Origin of the sequence: Bradyrhizobium sp. CCBAU 45321 (assembly GCF_028128975.1) — a bacterium.
GTDB lineage: Bacteria > Pseudomonadota > Alphaproteobacteria > Rhizobiales > Xanthobacteraceae > Bradyrhizobium > Bradyrhizobium yuanmingense.
On record NZ_LFKZ01000109.1, the window covers coordinates 18,570 to 43,647 of the forward strand.

The window sequence follows — 25,078 nt, forward strand, 5'->3', positions numbered from 1 at the left end:
TTGCCCCCGAGCACGGGGTTTTTCTCATCTCAGCGCTATCGGGCCAAAGGCCTGCGCCCGGCTGGATGTGAGGGGCCGGCTTGCTCATCGTGCAGATCGCGGGCGAGTTCGTGCCATGCCAGGGCCAGCTGGATCAGCCGTTGCCTGTCGGCACCCTCGGCCTCCGCGGCGCGCTTCATAGCGGCCTCGGCCTCGTGTTGCGGATCGTACTCGGTGTACATGCGCAGACTCTAGCCGGCCATCTGGACGAGTGCGTGGCAATTTCGTCCGTATGATTGCGGGGTAACCACCAGCCTTCCTGCACCGGTCTGTGAACCACGTCACAGCCTGTCCGCGACATCTCCGCTAAACTACGTGTCCAGGCTTCATGGGTGATGTCCGGTCATGACACGCAAAGCAGCAACCGAAGTCATCGTCCCGAGGCAGCGACATCGCGCGGACCTGCTCGGCATCGCCTATCTCGGCACCATCGGCGTCGTCATGGTGGCCTGGATCGCCGGCCTGGTCTGGGCCTCGATTGCATTCTTCGACTGGCTCGTGTCCTGACGGAGCAAGGCAATTCGCCTGCCCGCCGATCCCGCCTTTAGAGCATGATCCGGAAAAGTGTGAAGCGGTTTTCCGAAAAGATCATGCTCAAACATAATCTAAAGCGCGATGACGATTCATCCTAATCGCATCGCGCTTTAGAGCAGGTAGGGCAACGCCTGCGAGAGTTTAATTCCGCCGCAAACGATCATGGCCCAGAGCGCCACGCTGATCTGGATGGCATCCAGCATGTCCCACATCCCCCGCGAATCATCCCGCCATTTTTCTTTGAAATTGACGTGAGGGGGCGACGAGCACCAGGGCTATTTCAATGCAACCGCCGCGTGCAAAAGGATGAGGCGGGCCCGAAGCCCGCCTCCATGCTCCAAACCGGCCAAGCGAATTCAATAGCAGGCGCGGGGATCGGCCTGCACATATTGGCCGTTCGGATAGCGGTAATAGCAGGTGCCCTGCGCCCAGTAATAGCCGGGCTGGGACGCCGCGGTCGCGCCGGCGATCGCACCCGTTGCGCCCCCGAAGACCGCGCCTGCGGCGGCCCCCGTTGCATTGCCTGAGATCAGGCCGCCCAGCAGGCCGCCGACGATCGCACCGCCTAGCGCGCTGGCGCCAGGATCGGCCGGCGGTGGCGGCGGCGGAGGGGGCGGCGGAGGGGGCGGCGCATAGGCCACCGGAGGCCGGGCGTAGACCACCGGCACGTCGTCGATATAGTCCTCCGAGATGTAGGCCGGCGGGCCGGCCATACGCTGCGGATAATAATACCAGACACCGCCAACGTCCCACCACCAGCCGGATCGGCCATGGCGGACTTCGTGGCGCCAGCGTCCACCCTCCCAGGCAAGATTGCCGCGATAGGTGTGCCCACCCCAATCACGTGTGGGAGCAGGACCGCGCGCGACGTGACGTCCGGGCGGCGGGCCCCCGGCGTTGTGACCGGCATGGGGCTGACCGCCGGGCTGCGCAGGCCTGGTCGCCTGCTGCGGCGGAGGGCCCTTGCGCATAGGCGGATTGGCCTGTGGCGGCGCGCCTGCTGCCGGCCCGGCCGGCGGTTGGACGACCTCTTGCCGGGACCTGGCCTCTTGCGCCTGCGCCGACAGCGCGAGCAGCGACGTGGCCGAAACCAAGGGAATGAAGATCTTCATATGTTTGGACGCACTCATGCGTGCTCGCCCCCTGCTCGCTCATGGCCGTGAATCCCGCGCGCGATCGACGAATCGCCGCGCGCCGGGCTGATGCCGGCCGAATTCACTGCCCTGCTTGATCGGCTAAGTCCCGTTACAAATGATTAAGATCAGGGCAATTTTTCGGTCCCATCGGCCATGCTGTAGCGCGCGCCTAGCGAGCCGGCTCGATCACATTGCAATTGCTTCGCCCGGACATCAGGCAATCCTGCATCTTGCTGGCTGCCGTCAGATCCCGGGCAAGCCACCAGCCGACGCCGAGGATCACGACCGCGATGATCAATCCTGCAAGCGCGCCGCGGCGGTCGCCGGACGGAGGCTTGGGCTGACGGTTCGGTCGAGGATGGGGCTCGTCGCCCGGTTCGGATCTGGACTCTGGCTTCGACATGGCCGCCTGGTCACGCTGGCGCGCTGGCTTTACCACCTCTGCGGCGTCGCGTCACATCCCGATCGTCCGGCCCCATTCAGCCCCGGGTCTGCTGGATTGCATCCTTGCGCAAGGTTTCGACCGCCGGAATTGCCTCCTGAACGCGCGGTGCGCAGCTCGTGAGCACGAATGCGGTCTGGGTGCATTCCCAATCCGCTCCCAGCACGGCACTTTCGATGGGCTGCGGACGAGCCAGCAGCAAGGCGGCGCCGGCCGCGCCCGCCAAGGCGAAGGCAATCGCCAGCGCTTTCAGGCTCGGTCTTGAGATCGTCATGCCCGTGCTCCGTCTCGTCGCGGGCGGACGCTAGGCGTCGCCCATGTGCTCCCTTATGAGGGAGATCACAATTCGGCAGTTTTTTCGGGCTACGAGAGATCGTCGGGGGGCGATTTTTCGTTGACCTGATCGGCTGCGATTATGGGTGGCTTCGCGACGCGCGCCGATGTACACGCTTCTGCGTCGCGTGGCGCCTGCTATGCCCAGCCGACTTACCAACAGGCACCGATGTAGGATCGAAAGCGAGGAAGACAAGGCTCGTCGATGAGTGGATTCAGGGAACCCGGCTTTGCAGACCGGCAAAAGGCGGCGCAAGACGCCCGCAAAAATCTTTTGAACAAGTTCAAGTCGCAGCCGGGGCCCGATGATCCCGCGGTGGCGGCGAAGCGCGCCGAGCGTGAGGCGCTCGCGGCCAAGCGCGCCGAGGCAAAGGCCGCGCGGGAGGCCGAAAAGGCCGAGCAGAAGCGCCTCGAGGAAGAGGCCAAGGCAGCCGAAGCTGCTCGGATCGCGCGGGAAGCCGAGGAAGCCGCCGAGAGGCAGGCTGCGATCGAGGCCGAGCAGAAGGCCAAGCGCGACGCGCGCTACGCCGCCCGCAAGGCGAAGCGCAAGTAAAGCGCGCTGGTCACGTTCAATTGAACTTGAACTGAGCCATCATTCCGGCGGCCTCAAATGCCGCCGGAATTCGAGAGGACGCGGCCCGCCCAAGGGGCGTTGCGCGATGACGACCCGGGATCAGTTCTTCTTCATCATCCCGTCGTCCTTTTTCATGCCGTCCTTCGACATGTGATCCTTCTTCATGCCGTCGTCCTTGGACATGGTGTCCTTCTTCATCATGCCGTCCTTGGACATCGTGTCCTTTTTCATCATGCCATCATCCTTGCCCATCTTGTCCTGAGCAAAGGCGGCCGGCGCAAACGCGAGGCCTAGCGAGAGAGCGGCAGCCGAGACGCCGAGCACGATGCGAGTGCGAATGGTCATGGTTCATCTTCCTTCGTGATGGTGTTTGTCAGCGACGGACGCCGCTATCCTGTCTCGACGGATAGCCGTGTGGCGTTGTTACGCTGACCATCGATAAATTTCTGCGGCCAGCCTCCCTCGTTGATTGGCGAGCCCGCATGGATCGGAAGTGCTGCAGCGCAGCACAACCGGCACTTGCCGCGGCACTCTGTCTCGAACTATCAGATGAAAGACCATCGGATGGAGACCGGCTTGGATTGGCCCCGCGGTCGCGAAGAACCCAGTTCAAATCACCTCTGCCAAAAACACTCCGAGAAACGCCCAAAGAAACGCCCAAGGGGATTACATCATGTTCACGCGCCGCCATCTGCTCGCGACCGCCGTCGCGGCACCTGCCATTCTCCGCTTCGGCACCGGCACCGCGCAGGCCGCGACCACGCTGAAGATCTCGCATCAGTTCCCAGGCGGCACCATCGACAAGGGCGATTTCCGCGACCGGCTGTGCCGCATGTTCGCCGCCGAAGTGAGTAAGCGCAGCAATGGCGACATTGCCGCCGAGATCTATCCGAACTCCTCGCTGATCAAGACCAACGCGCAGTTCTCCGCCATGCGCAAGGGCGCGCTCGATATCAGCCTCTATCCTATGCCCTATGCCGGCGGCGAAGTGCCGGAAACCAATATCGGCCTGATGCCGGGCCTCGTGACCACCTACGACCAGGGCCTGCGCTGGAAGAAGGAACCGGTCGGCAAGGCGCTGACCGACTTCCTCGCCGACAAGGGCATCATCCTGCTCACCTGGGTCTGGCAGGCCGGCGGCGTCGCCAGCCGCTCCAAGCCGATCGTCGCTCCTGAAGACGCCAAGGGCCTCAAGGTGCGCGGCGGCTCGCGCGAGATGGACATGGTGCTGCAGACCGCCGGCGCCTCCGTGTTGTCGGTGCCGTCGAACGAGATCTACGCAGCGATGCAGACCGGCGCCTGCGATGCCGGCATCACCTCCTCGACCAGCCTGATCTCGTTCCGCCTGGAAGAGGTCGCTAAGTCGCTGACATCAGGCGCGGGCACGTCCTACTGGTTCATGCTCGAGCCCCTGATGATGTCGAAGGCGATCTTCGACAAGCTGCCGAAGAACCATCAGGACATTCTGCTCGCGGTCGGTACCGAGCTCGAAGCCTTTGGCCGCAAGGGCGCGCAGGACGACGATGTCGATGTCGCCAAGGTCTACGAGAAGGCTGGCGCCAAGGTCTCGGCGCTCGACGCCGCCACCGTCGGAAAATGGCGCGACATCGCCCGCGACACCGCGTGGAAGGACTACAGCGCCAAGACCGCGACCGCCGCAAACCTGCTCAAGCTAGCGATCGACGTCGCAGCATGAGCCACGGTCCGCTTCCGGATCGTGACGACCGGACGAGCGTTGCCGCGGGGACCGGCCCTGCGGCGGCGATCGATCGCGGTCTCGCCGTCCTCAACAGCATCATCGTCGTGTTCGCCGCGATCGCACTTGTCGCGGCCTGTGCAATCCTGAGCTACAGCGTGCTCAGCCGCGCGCTGTACAAGGCTGCGAACTATTGGCAGGACGAAGCCGCCGTGTTCCTGCTGGTCGGCGCGACCTTCATGACGGCGGCCTATGTGCAGCAGCATCGCGGTCATATCGGCATCGAGGCCTTCGTCGGCCTGCTCTCGCCATTCGCGAACCAGGTCCGGCTCTGGCTGGTCGATGCCGCCACGTTCCTGTTCTGCGCCTTCTTCACCTGGAAGTCGTGGACACTGGCGCACGAAGCCTATGTCGACGGCCAGGTCTCCAACTCGATGTGGTCGCCGCCGCTCGCCATCCCCTACTCGCTGATGGCGCTTGGGATGAGCCTGCTCTGCCTCCAGATCCTCGTGCAGCTTGCGCTGCCCTTCACCGGAGCCAAGCGGCCATGAGCGTTTTCGGCATCGGCCTCGCCTACGGCATTGTGACGCTGCTGGTGATGTTCTCGGGCATGCCCATTGCGTTCGCGCTCGGCGCGGTCGCGGTGGTGTTCATGGCCATCTTCATGCCCTCGGCCTCGCTCGATACGGTGACGCAGAACGTCTACGAGGAGATGGCCTCGATCACGCTGTTGTCGATCCCGCTCTTCATCCTGAAGGGCGCGGCGATCGGCAAGTCCCGCGCCGGCCAGGATCTCTATCTGGCGCTGCATGCCTGGCTGCACCGCGTGCCCGGCGGCCTCGGCGTTGCCAACGTGTTCGCCTGCGCGCTGTTCGCGGCGATGGCGGGGTCTTCGCCGGCAACTTGCTCGGCGATCGGCTCGGCCGGCATCCCCGAGATGCGCAAGCGCGGCTATTCCGGCGGCTTCGCCGCCGGCATCATCGCAGCGGGGGGCACGCTCGGCATCCTGCTGCCGCCCTCGATCACGATGATCCTGTTCGCGGTCGCCGCCGAGAAGTCGCTCGGCCGCCTGTTCCTCGCCGGCATCGGTCCCGGCCTGCTGTTGGTCTTCCTATTCGGCGCCTATGCCGTCGTTCGCTTCCGCCAGGAATATGCCGCCGCCGAGGTGGCTTACAAGAACGGCGGACCGGAGGCTCCGATCTTGCATCGTGACGAGTACACGCTCGCCGAACGCTTCAGCGTGCTGCCACGCGTGATCCCATTCGTGCTGCTGCTCACCGGCGTCATGGTCGCGCTCTATGGCGGCTACGCCACGCCGTCGGAGACCGCCGGCCTCGGCGGCCTCCTGGCGCTGGCGCTGATCGCTGCGATCTACAGCGTGTGGCGGCCGAGCGACCTCGCGCCAATCATGAAGTCGACGATCCGGGAATCGACCATGCTGATGATGATCATCGGCATGTCCCTGCTCTATTCCTACGTGATGAGCTATCTGCACATCTCGCAATCGGTCGCCGAATCCATCGTCGCGATGCATCTGCCGCGCTGGGAGCTGCTGTTCGCGATCCTCGTCATGGTCGTCGTGCTCGGCTTCTTCCTGCCGCCGGTCTCGATCATCCTGATGACCGCACCGATCATCCTGCCGCCGCTCCGCGCCGCCAATTTCGACATCATCTGGTTCGGCGTCGTCATGACCATCGTGATGGAGATGGGGTTGATCCATCCTCCCGTCGGCCTCAACATCTTCGTCATCCGCAACGTCGCGCCCGATATTCCCCTGCGCGAGGTGATCTGGGGCACCCTGCCCTTCGTGCTCTTGATGATGCTCGCAGTGCTGCTGCTGTGCCTGGTGCCGGGGATTTCGACCTGGCTGCCGGACCTCGTGATGGGACCGGACGGGAGCAGGTAGAAGCGATCGCCGGTCTGTAGGGTGGATTAGCCGAAGGCGTAATCCACCTCTTCTGTCGCTGCGGAGACGAACAGCGGTGGGTTACGCCTTCGGCTAACCCCGCCGCGACTTCGGCGCGTTCGCCACCACCTGCAGCAGGTCCTTGCGCACGGCCTCGATGTGCCGCTCCAGGAATCGGCAGGCCTCCTCCACTTTCTGCGCACGACAGAGCGCGATCAGATGGGCGTGCTCCTTTTCGGCAATGCCCATCGCCTTGGTGTTGGAGAGTTGTAGCCGCGTGTAGCGGTCGCTGGTCTGCAGCAGCGACAGCACGATCGCGCGCGTGCGCGGCTGTGGGGCGTGAACGTAGAGCGCCATGTGAAAGTCGGCGTTGAGCTGGCCCCACTCACTGACGTTGCGCGCCTTGATCGCCTTCTCGAAGCTCCGGTGGATGTCGTCGAGCCCGTCGAAATCCTGCGTGGTGAAGCGCGGCGCCGACTGCGCCAGCAGCCGCGGCTCCAGGATACGGCGGAGGTCGAACACGTCGTTGATCTCGTCCAACGACAGCTCCGAGACGATGGCGCCCTTCTGCGGCACGATCCGCACCAGGCCTTCCGCCTCGAGCTGGAACAGCGCCTCGCGCACCGGGATGCGGCTGACGCCATAGGCTTCGCCCAACGCGTCCTGGCGCAGCTGCGATCCGGCCGGATAGGTGCCGTCGAGAATCGCCTGGCGGAGCTGGTCGACGATCGCAGCCGACAGGGTGCGATGCTTCAGAGGCTGTTTCATCTGATCGTCCGTTGTCCTTCCCGACTCGTGCGGCCGACACGGTCCCTGTCTTGCATGTCGAGCTGCCCGGCAAAAGCCGGGGCGCCGCATAGTGCCCAGCAAACGCGCGCCCTGCCGCCCAAATGACCGCAAACTCCGTTTGACTCCCACAATGTATAAATTATACATTTGGCAATCGCACGACAAATCTTCAGGGGGTTGGGGCCTCTTTCATGATCGAGCAGACCATGCCGGCCACGCGCGCGCTCAGCCTCCGACGCATCATCGTCCGGATGTCGAGCGCCCTGCTGGCCTGCGAACGGCTCGCGCTGATGGGCCTGATGTACCTGCTCACCGGTCTGATCCTGGTGAACGTCGTCACCCGCTACTCGCATTTCCCGATCTACTGGATCGATGAATCCGCCGTTTATTGCGTGGTCTGGCTGACCTTCATCGGGGCGTCCGCCATGACGCGGCTGCGGCTCGATTTCGCCGTGACCATGCTGACGGAGCGATTGTCCGCTCAGCACCAGAAATTTGCAAAAGTGATCTCGACCGGCCTCGTCGTGGTGTTCGGCATCGCCCTGATCGTCACCTGCGTGCTCTGGATGGACCCGATCGGCCTCACCCGCGCCGGCTTCGACGGGCGCAAGCTCGCCGCCGAGACGTTCAATTTCCTCTACACCGAGCGTACGCAAACGCTGAACTGGCCGACCTGGGTGCTCTATCTGACGCTGCCGATCTTCGCGGTATCGATGACCGTTCACGGCCTCGCCAACCTGCTGGAAGATCTCGAGCTGGTCCCGCGCACCGCGCCAAAAGGCTTCCAGCTCTCCGAGCTCGACGGGGTCAATTGATGATCACGTCAGCAGCCTTCATGGCGTTCATGCTGGTCGGCGTACCGATCGGCCTCTGTCTCTGCCTCGCCGGCCTCGTCTATATCGCCGCTTCAGGCAACCCGGTGCTGTTCCAATCCTATCCGCTGCAGCTGTTCGGCGGCGTCGACAGCTACGGCCTGATCGCGATCCCGCTCTTCATCCTGATCGGCGAGATCATGAATGGCGGCGGCATCACGCGGCGCATCGTCGACATGGCGATGGCCTTCGTCGGCTCGCTCAAGGGTGGACTCGCCTACGTCAACATCCTCGCCAACATGTTCATCTCGTCCATCCTGGGATCGGCGACCGCGCAGGTCGCGATCATGGCGCAGATCATGGTCCCCGAGATGGAGAAGAAGGGCTACGACAAGACCTTCGCGGCCGGCCTCACCGCCTATGGCGGCATGCTCGGCCCGATCATCCCGCCCTCGGTGATGTTCGTGGTCTACAGCGTGCTGGCGCAGGTCTCGGTCAGCGACATGCTGATCGCCGGCATCGTCCCGGGCGTCATCCTCACCGTGATGTTCTGCCTCGTCATCGCGCTGATGGGCTACATCTACAACTATCCGCGCGCCGACCATCAGACGCCGCGCCAGCGCGTGATGACGATCCTGCGGACCTCGCCGACGCTGCTGATCCCGATCGTCATCGTAGGCAGCATCCTCGGCGGCCTCGCCAATGCCACGGAATCGGCGGCCGTCGGCGCCGTTGCCGCGGCCTTGGTCGGAAAGTTCTGGACCAAGGAATTCGAGTTCTCGCAGCTGCCGCAGATGATGCTGCGCAGCGCGATCTATTCGGCGATCGTGCTGTTTCTGGTGGCGGCCGCCGCGGTGTTCTCCTGGGTGCTGATCTTCGGCAAGGTGCCGCAGGAGACCGCCGCCTGGATCCAGACCGTCGCCAAGGATCCGGTCAGCTTCATGCTGATCTGCAACGTCATCCTGCTGCTGATCGGCACGGTGATCGACGGCATTCCCGGCCTGATCATGACGGTGCCGATCCTGCTGCCGGTCGCAACCGAGATCTATCACATCGACCCCCGGCAATTCGGCGTGGTCGTGGTGATCAACCTCGTGCTCGGCCTGTTGTCGCCGCCGGTCGGGCTTTGCTTCTTCGTCGCGGCCGCCGTTACCGGCGCCAAGCCCGGCAGGATGTTCATGGTGACGCTGCCCTTCTTCGTCATCGCCTGCATCCTCCTGGTGCTGCTCTCGCTCTATCCCTCGCTCTCGCTGATCCTCGTCAAATAGACCCATCCGAAAGGAGCCCGACCATGCCGCTTTCCCGCCGCCGCTTTCTCGCCGCCAGTGCCGCCGCCTCGGTGTTCGCCCCGTCGCTGGCGCTCGCCCAGGCCAAGGAATTTCGCCTCGGCCTGATCACGCCGAACGGCCATTCCTGGAACAAGGCCGCGCTCAAATTCGGCGACGAGCTCAAGGCCGCCACCAACGGCCGCCTGACCCTGACCGTCTTCCACGCCGGCCAGCTCGGCAACGAGACCGCGATGATGCAGCAATTGCAGTCCGGCGCGCTCGACATGGGCTTCATCCAGGCCGCCGAGCTCGGCTCGCGCGTGCCGCACATCGCCGCGATCAACGCGCCCTACATCGTGCGCTCGACGCCGGCGGTGGCGAAGTTCGTGCGGCATCCGGCGGCGGTGAAGCTGTTCGAAGTGCTGCCGCAGGAGACCGGCACAATCGGGCTCGGCTGGGGCATCACCGGAATGCGCGCGGTGTTCTCCTCCAAGGACCTGAATTCGCTCGCCGACATCAAGGGCATGAAGCTGCGCATCAACCCGACCCCGGTCTATCGCGATTTCTATTCCTCGCTCGGCGCAGCGCCGACGCCGATCCCGACGCCGCAAGTGTTCGACGCCATGGCCAACGGCCAGGTCGATGGCCTCGAGGCCGACCTCGAATTCTCCTGGAACCAGCGTTTCGACAAGGTGTCGAAGGTGATCCTGCAGATGAACGCCGTCTTCATGCCGATGGCCGCGGTCGTCTCCGGCCGAGTCTGGCAATCGCTGCCCGCCGCCGATCGCGAGCTGATCACGAAAACGATCAAGACGACGCTGGACGCGCAGATCGACGAGCTCGCCGGCAACGAGCCCACGCTGATCCAGAACTTCAAGAACGCGCCGATCCCGATCCGCCAGGTCGACGCCAAGGATACCGAGGCCGTGATTGCCGAGTTCGACAAGATCTGGCTGCCCAAGGCCCCCGTTCTCGCCGAGCTGCGCAAGGTCGGCGCGACGCTCTGACCCTCATCCATCCTCTTCACGTCAATGCCCGGCGGATCGAACGATCCGCCGGCACAATTCCAATCGGAGCCAAACAATGAGCCCACGCATCTCCTGGGAAGGCGTCTTCCCGGCCGTCACCACCCAATTCCACGACGATCTCTCGCTCGACATCGACGCAACCGCCAAGGTGATGGACGGATTGATCCGCGACGGCGTCTCCGGCCTGATCGTCTGCGGCTCGGTCGGCGAGAACACCTCGCTGGAGCGCAAGGAGAAGGTCGCGATCATGGAAGCGGCGAAGTCGGTCGCGAAGGGCCGCGTGCCCGTGCTGTGCGGCATCGCCGAATTCACCACCGCCTTTGCGGTGGAGACCGCGAAGGAAGCCGCGCGCGTCGGCATCGACGGCGTGATGGTGATGCCGGCGCTGGTCTATTCGTCCAAGCCGCACGAGACCGCCGCGCATTTCCGCGCGGTTGCCAGCGCCACCGACCTCCCGGTGATGCTCTACAACAACCCGCCGATCTACAAGAACGACGTTACGCCAGACATCCTCGCCTCGCTCGCCGACGTCGAGACCGTGGTCTGCTTCAAGGATTCCTCGGGCGATACGCGACGGTTCATCGACACCCGCAACATGGTCGGCGATCGCTTCGTGCTGTTCGCAGGTCTCGACGACGTCATCGTCGAGAGCGTCGCCATGGGCGCCGTGGGCTGGGTCTCCGGCATGTCCAACGCCTTCCCGCGCGAGGGCGAGACGCTGTTCCGCCTCGCCAAGGCCGGGCGCTTCGCCGAGGCGATGCCGCTCTACGAATGGTTCATGCCGCTCCTGCACCTCGATGCTCGCCCGGACCTCGTCCAGTGCATCAAGCTGTGCGAGCACATCATGGGCCGCGGCACCGCCCTGACCCGCCCGCCCCGCCTCGCACTGCTGCCGCATGAAAAGGCAGAGGTCGAGGCCATGATGGCGAAGGCGCTCAAGAACCGGCCGCGTCTGCCGGATGTCGGGCTGAAGGCGGCTTGAGGCTACGGTCTCGTAGGGTGGGCAAAGCACAGCGTGCCCACCTTCGCCAATGATCGCGAAAGATGGTGGGCACGGCGCAAGGCGCCTTTGCCCACCCTACGAGAGCTGCCTCAGCCGTCATTGCGAGGAGCTCTTGCGACGAAGCAATCCAGACCGTCTCAACGGAAAGACTCTGGATTGCTTCGCTTCGCTCGCAATGACGGAGAATTAGGAATCCGCCCGCTTCTTCTTCGCGTTTAGCGCCGACGCCACGCGGCTCACGGGCGGCTTGCCGAGCACGACGCTCATCGCGTTCGTCGCCGCCAGCAGCTTCTCCATATCAACACCTGTCGTGATCCCCATGCCTTCGAGCATGTAGACGACGTCTTCCGTTGCGACGTTCCCCGTCGCGCCCGGCGCATAGGGGCAGCCGCCGAGCCCGCCGGCAGCGGCGTCGATGACGCGGACGCCCTCCTCCATCCCCGCATAGAGGTTGGCGAGCGCCTGGCCGTAAGTGTCATGGAAATGCATCGCGAGCCTGGCCAGCGGGATGTTGGCGGCCACCGCGCGCAGCATCTCTTTCGCCTTGGCGGGCGTGCCGACACCGATGGTGTCGCCGAGCGAGATCTCATAGCAGCCGAGATCGAACAGCGTGCTCGCGAGATCGGCGACAGCCTTCGGCTTGATCTCGCCGTCGAACGGGCAGCCCAGCACGCAAGAGATATAGCCGCGCACCTTGACGCCATCCTCCCTGGCGCGCGCCAGCACCGGCTTGAAGCGCTCGATGGACTCCGCAATCGTGCAGTTGATGTTCGCCCGGGAAAACCCCTCGGAGGCCGCCGCGAACACGGAGACCACTTTGGCGCCCACGGCACGCGCGGCCTCGTAGCCTTTCTCGTTCGGCACCAGCACGTGAAATTCGGCGCCCTTCACATGCGCGATGCCGCGCAGCACGGCGTCCGAGCTAGCCATCTGCGGGATGGCCTTGGGCGAGACGAAGGCGCCGACCTCGACCGTGTCGAGACCGGCCCCGACCAGCGCCTCGATGAAGGCGATGCGGGCCTCGACGCTGACGGGGGTCTTCTCGTTCTGGAGGCCGTCGCGCGGCCCCATTTCGATGATGCGGACAGGATCGCTCATCTCATTCCCCTGAAGGTTCGACCAGAGCGAGCTCGACGCCCTCCTGCACGATGTCGCCGACCTTGCACTTGATGGATTTCAGCACGCCGGCATAGGGCGCGCGCAGTGTCTGCTCCATCTTCATCACTTCGAGCGTGAGGATCGGCGCGCCCTTCTCCAGCTTGGCACCCTCCTCGGCCAGCACGGCAACCACCGTGCCCGGCAAGGGCGCTGCGATCTTGTCCTCGCCGACATGCTCCTCGCTCTCGCCTCCGAACGGATCGACCCAATGCAGGTCGAAGCGGCCGTTGCGCGTGCGCAGGTACAGCTCATGGCCATCGATGACCGCTGCCACCGACGATTTGACGCCGTCGAGCGTCAGATCGAAGCCGCCATCCTTCGCTGCGATCGTGAACGCCATCTCGCGCTCGCCGATCATCAGCGTCGACGGTCCCCTGCCGTAGTTCAGAATGATCTTCTGCTCCGGACCATGGCCGACGCGGAAGGCAAAGCTGCGCTGGCGGCGACCCACCGGCTGCCAGCCGAAGGTCTGCCAGGGTGAATTCGCTTCCGCCTGCGCGGCCTGCCGCTCCTCGTTGACGATTGCGGCGACTGCGGCGCAGAGCTCGAGCTCTCCGGGTGCAGGCGCCGCTTCGGTCAGCACCGCCAGCTCACGCTCGATGAACCCGGTGTCGATCGCATTCGCCCGCACCTTCGGATGCGTCATCAGCGCCGACAGGAACGGGATGTTGGTGACGATGCCGCGGACGTCGGTCTGTTCCAACCCGCGGTTCAGCCGCTCGATCGCGACGTCCCGCGTCGGCGCCCAGGCGATCACCTTGGCGAGCATGGCGTCATAATACGGCGAGACCATATCGCCCTCGCGATAGCCGGCGTCGATGCGCAGGCCGCCCGTCTCGGCCGGCAACCGCCAGGTCGAGATCCTGCCGACCGACGGCATGAAGTTCTTGGTCGGGTTCTCTGCGTAGACGCGCGCCTCGACCGCGTGACCGTTGAGCTTGATCTCGTCTTGCTTGAGTGGCAGCGCCTCGCCGAAGGCGACGCGCAGCTGCCACTCGACGAGGTCGATGCCCGTGATCAGCTCGGTCACGGGATGCTCGACCTGCAGGCGCGTGTTCATCTCGATGAAGAACACGTCCTTGCCGTCGGAGACGAACTCGATGGTGCCGGCGCCGACATAGTTCACCGCGCCCGCCGCCTTTCGTGCAGCGGCGCAGACGGTTTCGCGCTGCGCGGCATTGAGCGTCGGCGATGGCGCCTCCTCGATCACCTTCTGGTGCCGGCGCTGCAAGGTGCATTCGCGCTCGAACAGCGAGAGCAGATTGCCATGGCTGTCGCCGATGATCTGCACCTCGATATGCCTGGGATTATCGACATACTTTTCGATCAACATGCGGTCGTCGCCGAAGGCGGCCTTGGCCTCGCGCTTGGCGCTGACGATCGCTGGGGCAAGCTCGTCGGCGGAGCGCACGATGCGCATGCCGCGCCCGCCGCCGCCGGCGGAGGCCTTCACCAGCAGGGGGAAGCCGATCTTGTCCGCTGCTTTCGAAAGCGTTGCGTCGTCCTGGGCCTCGCCGTGATAGCCGGGCACCAAGGGCACGCCGGCCTTCTCCATCAACTCTTTCGAGCCGGATTTCGAGCCCATCGCCGTCATCATCTCGGCGGTCGGCCCGACGAAGACGAGGCCGGCGTCATAACAAGCCTGCGCGAACTCGGCATTCTCGGACAGGAAGCCGTAGCCGGGATGCACGGCCTCCGCTCCGGTCTTGCGTGCGGCCTCGATCAGACGCTCGATATTGAGATAGCTGTCGCGGGCACGGGCGGGCCCGAGCAGCACGGCTTCGTCCGCGAGCGCGACATGCATCGCCTCGCGATCGGCCTCGGAATAGACCGCGACCGTGCGCAGGCCCATGGCCCGTGCGGTGCGGATGACGCGGCAGGCGATCTCGCCGCGGTTGGCGATCAGGAGCGTGCGAAAACGGCGGTAGAGCTTTGAGCGGTCCATCGCATCACATCCTGAACAGGCCGAATTTCGTCGGCTCGATCGGCGCGTTCGATGCCGCCGAGAGCCCGAGCCCGAGCACGAGGCGCGTGTCGGCGGGGTCGATCACGCCGTCGTCCCACAGGCGCGCGGTCGCATAATATGGGTGCCCCTGGCTCTCATATTGCGCGCGGATGGGCTCGCGAAACTTGTCTTCCTCTTCCCTGGACCAGCTGTCGCCCTTGGCCTCGATATTGTCGCGGCGAACCTGGCTCAGCACCATCGAGGCCTGCTCGCCGCCCATCACCGAGATGCGCGCGTTCGGCCACATCCACAGGAACCGCGGCGCGTAGGCGCGGCCGCACATGCCGTAATTGCCGGCGCCGTAGGAGCCGCCGATCACCACGGTGAATTTCGGCACCGACGCCGTCGCGACCGCCGTCACCAGCTTGGCGCCGTCGCGCGCGATGCCGCCCGCCTCGTACTTCTTGCCGACCATGAAGCCGGTGATGTTCTGTAAGAAAACAAGCGGAATGCCGCGCTGGCAGCACAGCTCGATGAAATGCGCGCCCTTCAGCGAGCTCTCGCTGAACAGGATGCCGTTATTGGCGATGATGCCGACCGGATAGCCCCAGATATGGGCGAAGCCGCACACCAGCGTCGTGCCATAGAGTTTCTTGAACTCGTCGAACTCCGAGCCGTCGACGATGCGCGCGATGATGTCGCGCACGTCGAACGGCTTGCGGCCGTCGACCGGCACCACGCCGTAGATTTCCTCCGCCGGAAACAGCGGATCGCGCGGCTGATGCATGTTCAGGTTGGGCCGCACCGAAGGCTTGAGCGTGCCGACGATACGCCGGGCGATGCCGATCGCATGCGCATCGTTCTGGGCGTAGTGATCGGTCACGCCGGACTGCCGCGAATGCACGTCGGCGCCGCCGAGCTCCTCCGCACTGACGACCTCGCCGGTCGCGGCCTTCACCAGCGGCGGGCCGCCGAGGAAGATGGTGCCCTGGTTGCGCACGATGATGCTCTCGTCCGACATCGCCGGCACATACGCGCCGCCCGCGGTGCAGGAGCCCATCACGATCGCGATCTGCGGAATGCCCTGCGACGACATCTGCGCCTGATTGTAGAAGATGCGGCCGAAGTGCCGCTCGTCCGGAAAGATCTCGTCCTGCAGCGGCAGGAAGGCGCCGCCGGAATCCACCATGTAGACGCAAGGCAGATTGTTCTGCCGCGCAATGTCCTGCGCGCGCAGATGCTTCTTCACCGTCATCGGGTAGTAGGTGCCGCCCTTGATGGTGGCGTCATTGGCGACGATCACGCATTCGCGGCCCGAGATGCGCCCGACGCCGGTGACGACGCTCGCCGAATGCACGTCGCCGCCATAGAGGCCATAGGCCGCGAGCGGCGACAGCTCCAGGAACGAGGTGCCGGGATCGACCAGGAGGTCGACGCGCTCGCGTGCCAGCATCTTGCCGCGCGCGGTGTGGCGGTTGCGCGAAGCCTCGCCCCCACCGCCGGCGACCAGGCTGAGCTTTTCGCGCAAGTCCGCGACGAGACCGCGCATGGCCTCGGAATTGCGCGCAAAATCTGATGACGACGGATCGATGCTGGAATGGAGCGGCATGGTGATTCCAATGAGGTGAAGGACTTAAGCCGTCTCGGCCATCAGTTCGCGGCCGATCAGCATGCGCCGAACTTCGGAGGTGCCGGCGCCGATCTCGTAGAGCTTGGCGTCGCGCCACAGGCGCCCGACCGGGAATTCGGAGGTATAGCCAACCCCGCCCAGCGCCTGGATTGCTTCGCCCGCCATCCACGTTGCCTTCTCCGCGGAATAGAGGATCGCAGCAGCCGCGTCCTTGCGCAGGGTGCGCGCGTGGTCGGCGCGGTCGCAGGCGCGGCCCACCGCATAGACATAGGCGCGCGTGGCTTGCCAGGTCGAATACATGTCGGCGAGCTTACCCTGCATCAGCTGGAAGTCGCCGATCGGCTGGCCGAACTGCTTGCGCTCGTGCATATAGGGCACCACCGCGTCCATGCAGGCCGCCATGATGCCGAGCGGCCCGCCCGAGAGCACCGCGCGCTCATAATCGAGGCCGGACATCAGCACCTTGACGCCCTCGCCCACCTTGCCCATCACATTCTCCTCCGGCACCTCGCAATCGTCGAAGAACAAGGGATAGGTGTTGGAGCCGCGCATGCCGAGCTTGTCGAGATGCTGGCCGTGCGTGAAGCCCTTAAAACCCTTCTCGATCAGGAACGCGGTCATGCCGCGCGGGCCGGCCTCCGGATCGGTCTTGGCGTAGACCACCAGCACGTCGGCATCGCCGCCATTGGTGATCCACATCTTGGAGCCGTTGAGCACGTAGCGGTCGCCGCGCTTGTCGGCGCGCAGCTTCATCGAGACCACGTCGGAGCCGGCGCCCGGCTCGGACATCGCGAGCGCACCGACATATTCGCCTGAGATCAGCTTGGGCAGATAGCGCTGCCGCTGCGCGTCATTGCCGTTGCGGCGGATCTGGTTGACGCAAAGATTGGAATGGGCGCCGTAGGACAGCGCCACGGCCGCCGAGCCGCGCGAGATCTCCTCCATGGCGACGATATGGGCGAGATAGCCCATATTGGAGCCGCCATATTGCTCCGGCGCGGTCATGCCGAGCAGGCCGAGGTCGCCGAAGCGCTTCCAGAGGTCTGCGGGGAAAAGATTAGCCTTTTCGATCTCGGCGGCACGCGGGGTGATCTCCGCCTCCACGAACGACCGAACGGTGTCGCGCAGCAGGCTGATGTCTTCGCCCAGATCGAAATCGATGCTCGGGATGTTCAAGGCGAGTCCTCCGTATTTTGGGCTCCGAACCTAGCCCGGTCCCGGCCCTCTTGCAGTCGAAAAGGTTGCATTTTCCGCCAAACTTGGCGAGGATTTCCGAAAGGAATTCCGATGCCTTTTCAAGCCGCCACCGCAATTCCGCGCCGCGCCGTCACGCCCGCCGCCTTCGTTCGCGGCGTGGTGGCCGCGTACGAGCATTACGGCCGCGATCCCGCCGAAGCCTTGAGCCGGGGCCAGGTCGCGCCGGAGCTTGTGAATTCTCCTGATGGGCGTGTGACCGCGGCCCAGTTCGAGGCGCTGGCGGGCCATGCCATGCGCGAGCTCGATGACGAGGCGCTTGGCTGGTTCTCGCGCCGGCTGCCATGGGGCACCTATGGCATGCTGTGCCGGGCCTCGATCACCGCACCGACGCTGGAGGTCGCGCTCAAGCGCTGGTGCCGGCATCACCGCCTGGTCACGGAGGATGTGCTGCTCGATCTCGAGGTCGGCGAAGAGACCGCCGTCGTGTCGATCCGTCAGCTCCGTGACCTCGGGCCATTCCGCGAGTTCTGCCTCGTCACACTGTTCCGCTACGTGCTCGGCTTCTCATGCTGGGCTGTCGACTCCCAAATCGCGCTCCGCGCGGCTGAGTTTCCTTACCCCGAGCCCGGCCACGTGTCGGTCTATCCGACCATCTTTTGCCGGAGCGTCCGCTTCGACGCGGACCGCGCGGCCATCGTCTTCGACAAGCACTATCTTTCGCTGCCGCTGACGCGCAGCGCGGCCGATCTTGACAACATGCTCAAGGGCGCGCTCCGGCTCACCGTGCTGCCCTACCGGCGCGACCGCCTGCTGGTCGAGCGCGTCCGCCGCGTGCTGCGAGAAGCGCGCGGACGGGTCCTCGGCGCCGAGGACGTCGCGCGCGAGCTCGCGCTTTCCACCCGCACGATGCATCGCCGCCTGCGCGAGGAGTCCACCTCGCTGCGCGATCTCAAGGAGGAGGCGAAATTCGAGCTCGCCAAACAGGAGCTGATGCGCGGCCGCACGCCGATCAAGCGCATCGCCGAAATCGCCGGCTTCCGCAACGAGAAGAGCTTTTCGCGGGCCTTTCGAACCTGGACCGGCACCTCCCCGCGCGAGTTTCGGGGGCGGTATCGCTGAGGCGCTTCGCTGAAGTTCAGATCCGTTTCCGCTGGGATATTCGCAGCCCTACCGGCTATGCCGCCGCGACATCGTGCAACGGCAGCGGTACGTCCTTGGCGACGCCGAGCACGGGGAAGCTGCGGACGTTCTTCACATTGGGCATCGCGGCGAAGTGCAGGAGCTGCTGGCGCATGCTCTCGACACTCGGGGCCACGCATTTGAGCAGATAGTCGGTGTCGCCGGAAATCCGCCAGCATTGCTGGATGCGCGGGATCGCGGCGATCGAGCTCTCGAACGCCTCCAGCACCGGCTGGGCCTGACTGCCGAGCTGGATCGACACGAACGACACCACCTCATAGCCGAGCAGCCGCTCGTCGATCACGGCGCGCACCGCCCGGATCACGCCGCGGCTGAACAGCGATTTCAGCCGCCGCAGGCAGTTCGGCGCGGACACGCCGACCCGCAGCGCCAGCTCGTTGTTGCGAACCCGCCCGTCCTGCTGCAGCTCGGATAGGATTTTCAGATCGACGCCGTCGAACTGGTCACGCCCCGCCATCCCCCACCTCGTTTTGGTCGTGTCCTGCGGGGCAGCGAAGCACGGGGCGGAATTGGTGCCAAGGGTTCTCAGGCGCGGGCGACCAGCCGCTCCCTTCGTCATGGCCGGGCTCGTCCCGGCCATCCACGTTCTTCGTCTACCGCCAAAAACGTGGATGCCCGGGCCTTCGCCTCGCCGAAGCGGCTTCGGCCGCGCAGGCGGGACAAGCCCGGGCATGACGGCACTTTCGATGCTTCGGGTGAGAATGGCCCCTCAATGCGTCCAGGGCTCGCCGCGGCGGAACGAGAAATTGTCGGCATAGGCAACCGGCCGGCGGATCGACTCCTTGGGCTCGATCACCTGATAGGCGATGCCCTTGCGCTCGCAATAGGCGATCGCCTCTTCCTTGCTGTGGAAGCGCAGCGTAATTTGCTGCTTCATGTCGGCCGACGACGTCCAGCCCATCAGCGGCTCGACCGAGCGCGGCTGCTCCGGCTCGTAATCGAGCTGCCATTCCCTGGTCTTGGACCGGCCGGATTGCATCGCGTTTTTGGCGGGCTTGAAAATGCGTGCGGTCATGACTGGTCCGGGCCTCTTGATCTTTCCGTTCGATTTCGATGCGTCACGGTGGCAGTTGGTGGAAATCTCGGGGATAGTATAGAGAAGCCGGTTGGGAACTGATCCTGATTCCGGCCCCGGCAACCCTCGCCAACGGTATAGTCATTATGCTGCACCGTGACAATTGCGTACCCGCGTCTCATCCTGGGACCCCGATTGGCGGCCCGGTTTCATCGATCTCCGCGCTTCTGTCCTCTCTGAAAGCTCCCGACGCATGGCCTTCCTGAACGTCAGCGCCACGCTTCCCGACAAGGGTCGCGACCTCCGGCTCGACCTGTTTCGCGGTGTCGCAAACTGGGCGATCTTTCTCGACCATATCCCCGACAACGTCGTGAACTGGATCACGACCCGCAACTACGGCTTTTCCGACGCGGCCGACCTGTTCGTCTTCATCTCCGGCTACACCGCCTCCTTCGTCTATGCGCGGATGATGCTGGACCGCGGCTTCATCGTCGGCGCCACGCGGCTGACCAAGCGGGTCTGGCAGCTCTATGTCGCCCACATCATCCTGTTCGTGATCTACATCGCCTCGATCAGCTATCTCGCGCTGCGCTTCGGCGATTCCGAGATGATCAACGAGTTCAACGTCGCCGGCCTCGTCGACAACGCCACCGAGACGCTGCGCCAGGGCCTGTTCCTGCGCTTCAAGCCCCTCAACCTCGACGTGTTGCCGCTCTACATCGTGCTGATGGGCCTGTTTCCGCCCGTGCTCTGGTTCATGCTGCGCAAGCCCGATTTGACGATGATCCTGTCGATCGTGCTGTGGCTCGTCGCGCGCCATAACGGCTGGAACCTGACCGCCTATCCGGCCGGCCAGTGGTACTTCAACCCCTATTGCTGGCAGGTGCTGTTCGTGTTCGGCGCCTGGTGCTCCATGGGCGGTGCGCGGCGCTCGATGGCGCTGATCAACTCGCCTGTTACGCTGTGGGTCTGCCTCGGTTATCTCCTGTTCGCGCTGGTCATGACCATGGCCGGCCGCTTCCCCACCTTCGGCGGCATGTTCCCGGAATGGCTGTTCTCGGCCTTCAACCCCAATGACAAGACCAACCTCGCACCGTATCGCTTCCTCCACTTCGTGGTGATCGTGATCCTGGTGATCCGCTTCGTGCCGAAGGAGTGGCCCGGGCTGGAGTGGAAGGTGTTCGACCCCTTGATCGTCTGCGGCCAGCAGTCGCTCGCCGTGTTCTGCGTCGGCGTGTTCCTGTCCTTCGTCGGTCATTTCGAGCTGTCGATGAGCTCGGGGTCGCTGCTCGCGCAGATCTTCGTCAGTGTCGCCGGCATCGCGATCATGACGACCGTGGCTTATTACATCTCGTGGTCGAAGAAGCAGGACAAGCCGCTGAAGCCGCCGCCGGCCAAGCCGGCTGCGGAAGCGAAGGCGGCCTGAGAGAGGCGGCAGTTAAGCCGCCTCTTCGCCGTCGAACTCGGTGAACTTCTTGTAGATCCAGTCGCGGCCGTCGTGGCGACGCCAGACCTTGCCGAGCACGAACTGCCCGTTGATGGAGCGGCGCGGCACGATCACCGTCCAGAGGTGCCAGATCTCGGTCCAGTTTGACTGCGGACCGATGGTCCCGATGTTGCGGTCAATAGCCATGGCAGAACTCGCTGGCGCAGAACTTAGGCTGATCCGCGCGCCGCGACGAACAGTCATCTGTGGTGGCACAGAGTGGACAGCCCATCGCGAGCCGGGACCGACCTGATAGCAGCCAGCCAAACGGCCGCAACAGCCGCTCGTCTTTAACCTTGCCGATCAACCTTACTTCTTGGGATGGCGCGGCGCGTTTGGTTGAAAGCCCGCGCCGGTTTTTCTAGAATGTCCGTGATTTGAGGACGAGCGCGCCGTTTCGGCGCAGGGTGATTTTAAGACTGAACTTTGCAGACGATCGGACGTTTGGAAGCAAGTAGATTGCTGGGGGGACGACAATGATGAAATTGCAATGTGCGCGTCTGCGCCTCGCGTTGCGCGTGATCCCGCCCGCGCCAATCGTGAGCACGGCCTCGCAACGGCCGCCGCAAGCCGCCAACGACAATCAGATGGCCTGGCCGTACGTGCCATTTCCGCCCGGCTGGTACGCCTCGAACTGACGAGCGCGCCGGGCAAAACGCAACGCCGCACAAGCGGAATATTCATCGCTTGGCGGCGTCCGTTTAGACATTAGGCGCTGAAATCCCCAACACGGATTTGTCTATCGCGACGGACGAAGGTTCGATGAGGCTTTGCTGATTTCCAGGCGAAGCGAAGGCCGGACGCGTGGATGCCAGGCCATGCCGGTTCGATGCTGACCTCTAGGCCAGCGCCGCCCGGGGAATGGTCGGGGCAGCTGGATTCGAACCAACGACCTGCAGTACCCAAAACTGCCGCGCTACCAGGCTGCGCTATACCCCGAATGTCCGGCGAGCCCCGTCGATACACGCTTCCCGGAGCGCCAGCAAGCTTTCCAAAGCCGCCGGCCTGGGCCGCAATCGCCCCTGCCCGTCCTATTTGCCGCCGAACAGGGGGTGGCCGACGCGATCACCGGGGCGGATGCCGTACTTCTGCGCCGTCCCCGCCACCACCTCCAGCACGGCCCGGGCGGGTCCCCGGGAGGAGATGATCTTCGTCGACAACGGCTCGGTATTCTCCGCAATGCGCAGGATGCGGCCATCGGCGCGGATGAAGATCATGTCGAGCGACACATAAGTGTTCTTCATCCACATCGAGATTTCCTGCTCGGGATTGAAGTCGAACAGCATGCCTTTGCCGTCGGCCAATTCCTTGCGGTACATCAGGCCGGTCTCCTTCTCCTCCGGGGTCGTTGCCATCTCGACCGAGAACACCTGCACGCCGTTCTTGGTGACGATCTCGAGCGGCTGGAAGCTGGCGGCGCCGGCCGGCGCGCCGGCGACGGCCCAGCCGGCGATGACGAGGATGGCGGCAAGCCAGCCCTTCAGAGCGGACCAGGCGTCCTTTCGATCAGAAGTCATGGGGGCTCTCATGGCGTGGGACTTCAGTCAGTCCTTACGCGGCGACCGCCGGAAAAGGAAGAGGCGCGCCGGACTTGCGGCGCGCCTCTGCTCACAATTGCTGGAATTCATAGCCTTAGTGCGACTGCAATCCCGGCGATCCGGTCTCGGGATGGATCTCGGCCGCCATCATGCCCTTGGAGCCGGGCCCGAAGCGGACCAGCACATACTGACCCGGTCTCAGCTCAGTCATGCCGAAGCGGCGTAGCGTCTCCATGTGCACGAAGATGTCGGGCGTGCCCTCGCCGCAGGTCAGGAAGCCGAATCCGCGCAGCCGGTTGAACCATTTGACCTGGGCCCGTTCCAGCCCGCTGGTCGGGGTGACCGTGACATGGGTGCGCGGCGGCAGCATCTGCGCCGGGTGGATCGCGGTCGACTCGTCCATCGAGACAACGCGGAAGGCCTGGTAGCCCTTGGCGCGCTGGATGCACTCGACGACGATGCGGGCGCCCTCATAAGCGGTCTGGAAGCCGTCGCGCCTAAGCACGGTAACGTGCAGGAGCACGTCCGGCCAGCCGTTGTCGGGAACGATGAAGCCGTAACCTTTAGAGGCGTCGAACCATTTGATGACGCCGGTGACCTCGACGAGATTGGCGCTGGCTTCGCCCAATCCGGTGAAGGGATTGAGCGCATTGTCGCGGCCGGCTCCGCCATGCTCGCCCGGCGTCAATCGCCCTGGCGAGGTGCCCTGTCCGGGAACTCCAAGCTTCTTGGACTCAAATCCGTCCGACGACCCCATAACCCCGGACCCCACACTGCCATGCAACCCGCCACATTGGCGGCGCTCGAATCACGCGTCTTAAGAGAATGTTCTCAATTCGACGCGACGCGAATCTTTCGACTCAAAAGATAACACTCCCGGTTGAGACGCATAGACAAAAAAGAGATTCGCCGGAACCTATGAACAGCTTGCACAGCCGCGAATCAAATTGATGCCTCAATTGCCGACAAAGGGCCCGAGCGTCTCGCCGATGTCGTGGTGGATGACGAGGTCGGCGATGTCGTCCTGCTCGGTCGGCTCGCGATTGATGATCACTGGCCATCATCGGAAAGCCGGCCGCCGGCCAGACCACCAGCGAGGAACCGATCGCGATGAAGAGATCGCAGGCCTGCGACAGCGCTGTCGCGCGCTGCATCTCCTCGTCCGGCATCATTTGCCCGAAGGAAATCGTGGCGGTCTTCACCGGCGCGTCGCAGGCGGTGCAGTTGGGCGCGATGCCATCGCCGTCGAAACGGCGCTTCACCCAGTCCAGCGGATAGTCCTGCCCGCAGCCGATGCAGCGCGCATAAGTGGTATTTCCGTGAAGTTCAATCACGTGCTCCGGCGCGAATCCCGAGGCCTGGTGCAGATTGTCGATGTTCTGGGTGATGACGGCGGGAACCTTGCCGGCGCGGTAGAGCGATGCCAGCGCCCGATGGCCGCGGCCGGGTTTCGCTGCGGCGAAGACCTCCTCCATCGCAAAGCGGCGGCGCCAGGATTCGTCCCGCGCTGACTGGCTCGCGACGAACTCGTCGAACGGGATCGGACGGTTACGCGTCCAAATTCCACCCGGCGAGCGGAAGTCGGGAATGCCGCATTCGGTCGAGATGCCGGCACCGGTGAACGGCACGATGGTCCTGGCCTCGGCGATCATGTCGCCGAGCCGTTCGATACCGCTCTGCAGATCCGATGCGATCAATCGCGCCTCCCCGATAGTTTGGCCTGACAGCAACATACGCAAGCGACCATCGTTGACGCTCTTATCAAGCGCCAATGCAATGCACTCGGCAATTTCTTCCGACCTTCGCATATCACAATCCTGCAATGCCTCCTCCCCATTGACGCCCCATTCGGAAGTGCCAATGGATGTGTTGACGCGACTCAACGTGATTGCGGCGGCAGTGCTTGAGTTCGGATGTGCACATACTCAGGTGTCGAGGGGATTTGACATGACCGAAGACGAACAGCGCAAAGAGCGCGAACGCGAAGAAATCGCCGCCCGTGTCGCCGCCTTCCGTGCCACACAGGAAAAGTTCAAGCGCGAGCGCGAGGAATACTTCGTGGCGACGCTGGAGAATGCCCGCAAGGTCGAGCGGCCCTCGCTCTGGCCGTAGGCATCATCGCGCCGGCAGGCGCAACGACATACGAATGACGACATGCGAACGAAAAAAGCCCGGAGCACCGCTCCGGGCTTTTCGCTATTCGCCGACTACCAATAACGGTAGTGGTGGTGACGGTAGTACGGCCCGCCGTAATAGGCGTACGGACCCGGTCCGTAATAGGCGGGACCGTCGTAATAGCGGTAGCGGGGACCGTAATAGCCATAGGGCTGGGAAGCCGCGACTGCGCCC

General features: G+C 64.3%; 28 protein-coding genes, 1 tRNA gene and 1 pseudogene. 13 read left to right on the top strand and 17 right to left on the bottom strand.

The window, feature by feature from the left end:
* Positions 1-35: 35 nt before the first annotated feature.
* Positions 36-221 (bottom strand): hypothetical protein, encoded by a 186-nt coding sequence (locus ACM43_RS12870; protein WP_157284271.1) that lies wholly within the window; start codon positions 219-221, stop codon positions 36-38.
* A 163-nt stretch (positions 222-384) separates the two neighbouring features.
* Here ACM43_RS12870 and ACM43_RS12875 point away from each other — a divergent pair, with 163 nt between their 5' ends.
* On the top strand, positions 385-546 hold the full coding sequence (locus tag ACM43_RS12875; RefSeq protein ID WP_035999590.1) for a hypothetical protein: 162 nt from the start codon (positions 385-387) through the stop codon (positions 544-546).
* A 383-nt stretch (positions 547-929) separates the two neighbouring features.
* Here ACM43_RS12875 and ACM43_RS12880 read toward each other — a convergent pair whose 3' ends face one another.
* From ACM43_RS12880 to ACM43_RS12890, 3 genes are all read right to left on the bottom strand, one after another.
* Positions 930-1,703 carry a hypothetical protein gene (locus ACM43_RS12880; RefSeq protein WP_271540394.1) on the bottom strand — a complete coding sequence of 258 codons (774 nt, stop codon included), beginning with the start codon at positions 1,701-1,703 and terminating at the stop codon, positions 930-932.
* A 175-nt stretch (positions 1,704-1,878) separates the two neighbouring features.
* Complete coding sequence (locus ACM43_RS12885; RefSeq protein WP_271540396.1) at positions 1,879-2,112, bottom strand: hypothetical protein; 234 nt, start codon at positions 2,110-2,112, stop codon at positions 1,879-1,881.
* 76 nt (positions 2,113-2,188) lie between these two features.
* A complete protein-coding gene (locus ACM43_RS12890) occupies positions 2,189-2,425 on the bottom strand; it encodes a hypothetical protein (RefSeq protein ID WP_271540398.1) in 237 nt (78 codons plus the stop codon).
* Between the two features lie 264 nt (positions 2,426-2,689).
* On the opposite strand from ACM43_RS12890, the gene ACM43_RS12895 reads away from it, so the two are divergent.
* On the top strand, positions 2,690-3,037 hold the full coding sequence (locus tag ACM43_RS12895; RefSeq protein WP_157284263.1) for a DUF6481 family protein: 348 nt from the start codon (positions 2,690-2,692) through the stop codon (positions 3,035-3,037).
* A gap of 120 nt (positions 3,038-3,157) precedes the next feature.
* Here ACM43_RS12895 and ACM43_RS12900 read toward each other — a convergent pair whose 3' ends face one another.
* Positions 3,158-3,403 (bottom strand): pentapeptide MXKDX repeat protein, encoded by a 246-nt coding sequence (locus tag ACM43_RS12900; protein ID WP_036027965.1) that lies wholly within the window; start codon positions 3,401-3,403, stop codon positions 3,158-3,160.
* Positions 3,404-3,731: 328 nt separating this feature from the next.
* On the opposite strand from ACM43_RS12900, the gene ACM43_RS12905 reads away from it, so the two are divergent.
* From ACM43_RS12905 to ACM43_RS12915, 3 genes are read left to right on the top strand one after another with little or no spacing between them, the layout of a single operon-like run.
* The gene (locus tag ACM43_RS12905) at positions 3,732-4,754 is read left to right on the top strand and encodes a TRAP transporter substrate-binding protein (RefSeq protein WP_128261779.1); all 1,023 of its coding nucleotides are present in this window, start codon (positions 3,732-3,734) and stop codon (positions 4,752-4,754) included.
* Entirely contained in the window at positions 4,751-5,305 is a 555-nt protein-coding gene (locus ACM43_RS12910) for a TRAP transporter small permease (protein WP_036045576.1), read from the top strand. The genes ACM43_RS12905 and ACM43_RS12910 overlap by 4 nt, the downstream gene beginning before the upstream one ends.
* A complete protein-coding gene (locus ACM43_RS12915; protein ID WP_128261780.1) occupies positions 5,302-6,660 on the top strand; it encodes a TRAP transporter large permease in 1,359 nt (452 codons plus the stop codon). The genes ACM43_RS12910 and ACM43_RS12915 overlap by 4 nt, the downstream gene beginning before the upstream one ends.
* A gap of 93 nt (positions 6,661-6,753) precedes the next feature.
* On the opposite strand, the gene ACM43_RS12920 is transcribed toward ACM43_RS12915, so the two are convergent.
* Positions 6,754-7,428: a GntR family transcriptional regulator gene (locus tag ACM43_RS12920; protein ID WP_157284257.1), complete on the bottom strand. Its 675-nt coding sequence runs from the start codon at positions 7,426-7,428 to the stop codon at positions 6,754-6,756.
* Between the two features lie 227 nt (positions 7,429-7,655).
* Here ACM43_RS12920 and ACM43_RS12925 point away from each other — a divergent pair, with 227 nt between their 5' ends.
* From ACM43_RS12925 to ACM43_RS12940, 4 genes are all read left to right on the top strand, one after another.
* Complete coding sequence (locus ACM43_RS12925; RefSeq protein WP_271540431.1) at positions 7,656-8,264, top strand: TRAP transporter small permease; 609 nt, start codon at positions 7,656-7,658, stop codon at positions 8,262-8,264.
* Positions 8,264-9,529, top strand: coding sequence for a TRAP transporter large permease (locus ACM43_RS12930; protein ID WP_271540403.1), 1,266 nt, complete (start codon positions 8,264-8,266; stop codon positions 9,527-9,529). Before ACM43_RS12925 ends, ACM43_RS12930 begins: the two co-directional genes overlap by 1 nt.
* Before the next feature lie 23 nt (positions 9,530-9,552).
* Complete coding sequence (locus ACM43_RS12935) at positions 9,553-10,536, top strand: TRAP transporter substrate-binding protein (RefSeq protein ID WP_157284254.1); 984 nt, start codon at positions 9,553-9,555, stop codon at positions 10,534-10,536.
* A 76-nt stretch (positions 10,537-10,612) separates the two neighbouring features.
* Positions 10,613-11,539 carry a dihydrodipicolinate synthase family protein gene (locus ACM43_RS12940; RefSeq protein WP_271540406.1) on the top strand — a complete coding sequence of 309 codons (927 nt, stop codon included), beginning with the start codon at positions 10,613-10,615 and terminating at the stop codon, positions 11,537-11,539.
* Between the two features lie 207 nt (positions 11,540-11,746).
* Here the strand turns inward: ACM43_RS12940 and ACM43_RS12945 are convergent, their stop codons facing one another.
* Genes ACM43_RS12945 through ACM43_RS12960 form a run of 4 tightly spaced genes read right to left on the bottom strand, consistent with a single transcriptional unit; the run spans position 11,747 to position 17,469 of the window.
* Positions 11,747-12,658 carry a hydroxymethylglutaryl-CoA lyase gene (locus tag ACM43_RS12945; protein WP_271540408.1) on the bottom strand — a complete coding sequence of 304 codons (912 nt, stop codon included), beginning with the start codon at positions 12,656-12,658 and terminating at the stop codon, positions 11,747-11,749.
* Position 12,659: 1 nt separating this feature from the next.
* Complete coding sequence (locus tag ACM43_RS12950) at positions 12,660-14,663, bottom strand: acetyl/propionyl/methylcrotonyl-CoA carboxylase subunit alpha (RefSeq protein ID WP_271540409.1); 2,004 nt, start codon at positions 14,661-14,663, stop codon at positions 12,660-12,662.
* 4 nt (positions 14,664-14,667) lie between these two features.
* Positions 14,668-16,272, bottom strand: a complete 1,605-nt coding sequence (locus ACM43_RS12955; RefSeq protein ID WP_271540411.1) for a carboxyl transferase domain-containing protein — start codon at positions 16,270-16,272, stop codon at positions 14,668-14,670.
* 24 nt (positions 16,273-16,296) lie between these two features.
* Entirely contained in the window at positions 16,297-17,469 is a 1,173-nt protein-coding gene (locus ACM43_RS12960; protein WP_271540413.1) for an isovaleryl-CoA dehydrogenase, read from the bottom strand.
* Between the two features lie 111 nt (positions 17,470-17,580).
* Here ACM43_RS12960 and ACM43_RS12965 point away from each other — a divergent pair, with 111 nt between their 5' ends.
* Complete coding sequence (locus tag ACM43_RS12965; protein WP_271540415.1) at positions 17,581-18,609, top strand: AraC family transcriptional regulator; 1,029 nt, start codon at positions 17,581-17,583, stop codon at positions 18,607-18,609.
* A 55-nt stretch (positions 18,610-18,664) separates the two neighbouring features.
* Here the strand turns inward: ACM43_RS12965 and ACM43_RS12970 are convergent, their stop codons facing one another.
* Entirely contained in the window at positions 18,665-19,147 is a 483-nt protein-coding gene (locus ACM43_RS12970) for an Lrp/AsnC family transcriptional regulator (protein WP_271540417.1), read from the bottom strand.
* Positions 19,148-19,399: 252 nt separating this feature from the next.
* Complete coding sequence (locus tag ACM43_RS12975) at positions 19,400-19,705, bottom strand: ETC complex I subunit (protein ID WP_024337795.1); 306 nt, start codon at positions 19,703-19,705, stop codon at positions 19,400-19,402.
* Positions 19,706-19,958: 253 nt separating this feature from the next.
* On the opposite strand from ACM43_RS12975, the gene ACM43_RS12980 reads away from it, so the two are divergent.
* Positions 19,959-21,131: an OpgC domain-containing protein gene (locus ACM43_RS12980; RefSeq protein WP_271540420.1), complete on the top strand. Its 1,173-nt coding sequence runs from the start codon at positions 19,959-19,961 to the stop codon at positions 21,129-21,131.
* Between the two features lie 12 nt (positions 21,132-21,143).
* On the opposite strand, the gene ACM43_RS12985 is transcribed toward ACM43_RS12980, so the two are convergent.
* Positions 21,144-21,338 carry a hypothetical protein gene (locus ACM43_RS12985; protein ID WP_271540422.1) on the bottom strand — a complete coding sequence of 65 codons (195 nt, stop codon included), beginning with the start codon at positions 21,336-21,338 and terminating at the stop codon, positions 21,144-21,146.
* Between the two features lie 329 nt (positions 21,339-21,667).
* Here ACM43_RS12985 and ACM43_RS12990 point away from each other — a divergent pair, with 329 nt between their 5' ends.
* Complete coding sequence (locus tag ACM43_RS12990) at positions 21,668-21,829, top strand: hypothetical protein (protein ID WP_271540424.1); 162 nt, start codon at positions 21,668-21,670, stop codon at positions 21,827-21,829.
* Between the two features lie 224 nt (positions 21,830-22,053).
* On the opposite strand, the gene ACM43_RS12995 is transcribed toward ACM43_RS12990, so the two are convergent.
* The 4 genes and pseudogenes from ACM43_RS12995 to ACM43_RS13010 all read right to left on the bottom strand — a co-directional run bounded on the left by ACM43_RS12995 (position 22,054) and on the right by ACM43_RS13010 (position 24,426).
* Positions 22,054-22,130, bottom strand: a tRNA-Pro gene (locus ACM43_RS12995).
* Positions 22,131-22,222: 92 nt separating this feature from the next.
* Positions 22,223-22,708 (bottom strand): DUF192 domain-containing protein, encoded by a 486-nt coding sequence (locus tag ACM43_RS13000; RefSeq protein WP_271540426.1) that lies wholly within the window; start codon positions 22,706-22,708, stop codon positions 22,223-22,225.
* A gap of 115 nt (positions 22,709-22,823) precedes the next feature.
* Positions 22,824-23,486, bottom strand: a complete 663-nt coding sequence (locus tag ACM43_RS13005) for a cold-shock protein (protein ID WP_157284234.1) — start codon at positions 23,484-23,486, stop codon at positions 22,824-22,826.
* A gap of 198 nt (positions 23,487-23,684) precedes the next feature.
* Positions 23,685-24,426: pseudogene (locus tag ACM43_RS13010) on the bottom strand (Sir2 family NAD-dependent protein deacetylase).
* Between the two features lie 163 nt (positions 24,427-24,589).
* Here ACM43_RS13010 and ACM43_RS13015 point away from each other — a divergent pair.
* Positions 24,590-24,841 (top strand): hypothetical protein, encoded by a 252-nt coding sequence (locus ACM43_RS13015; RefSeq protein WP_271540429.1) that lies wholly within the window; start codon positions 24,590-24,592, stop codon positions 24,839-24,841.
* Positions 24,842-25,078: the final 237 nt, after the last annotated feature.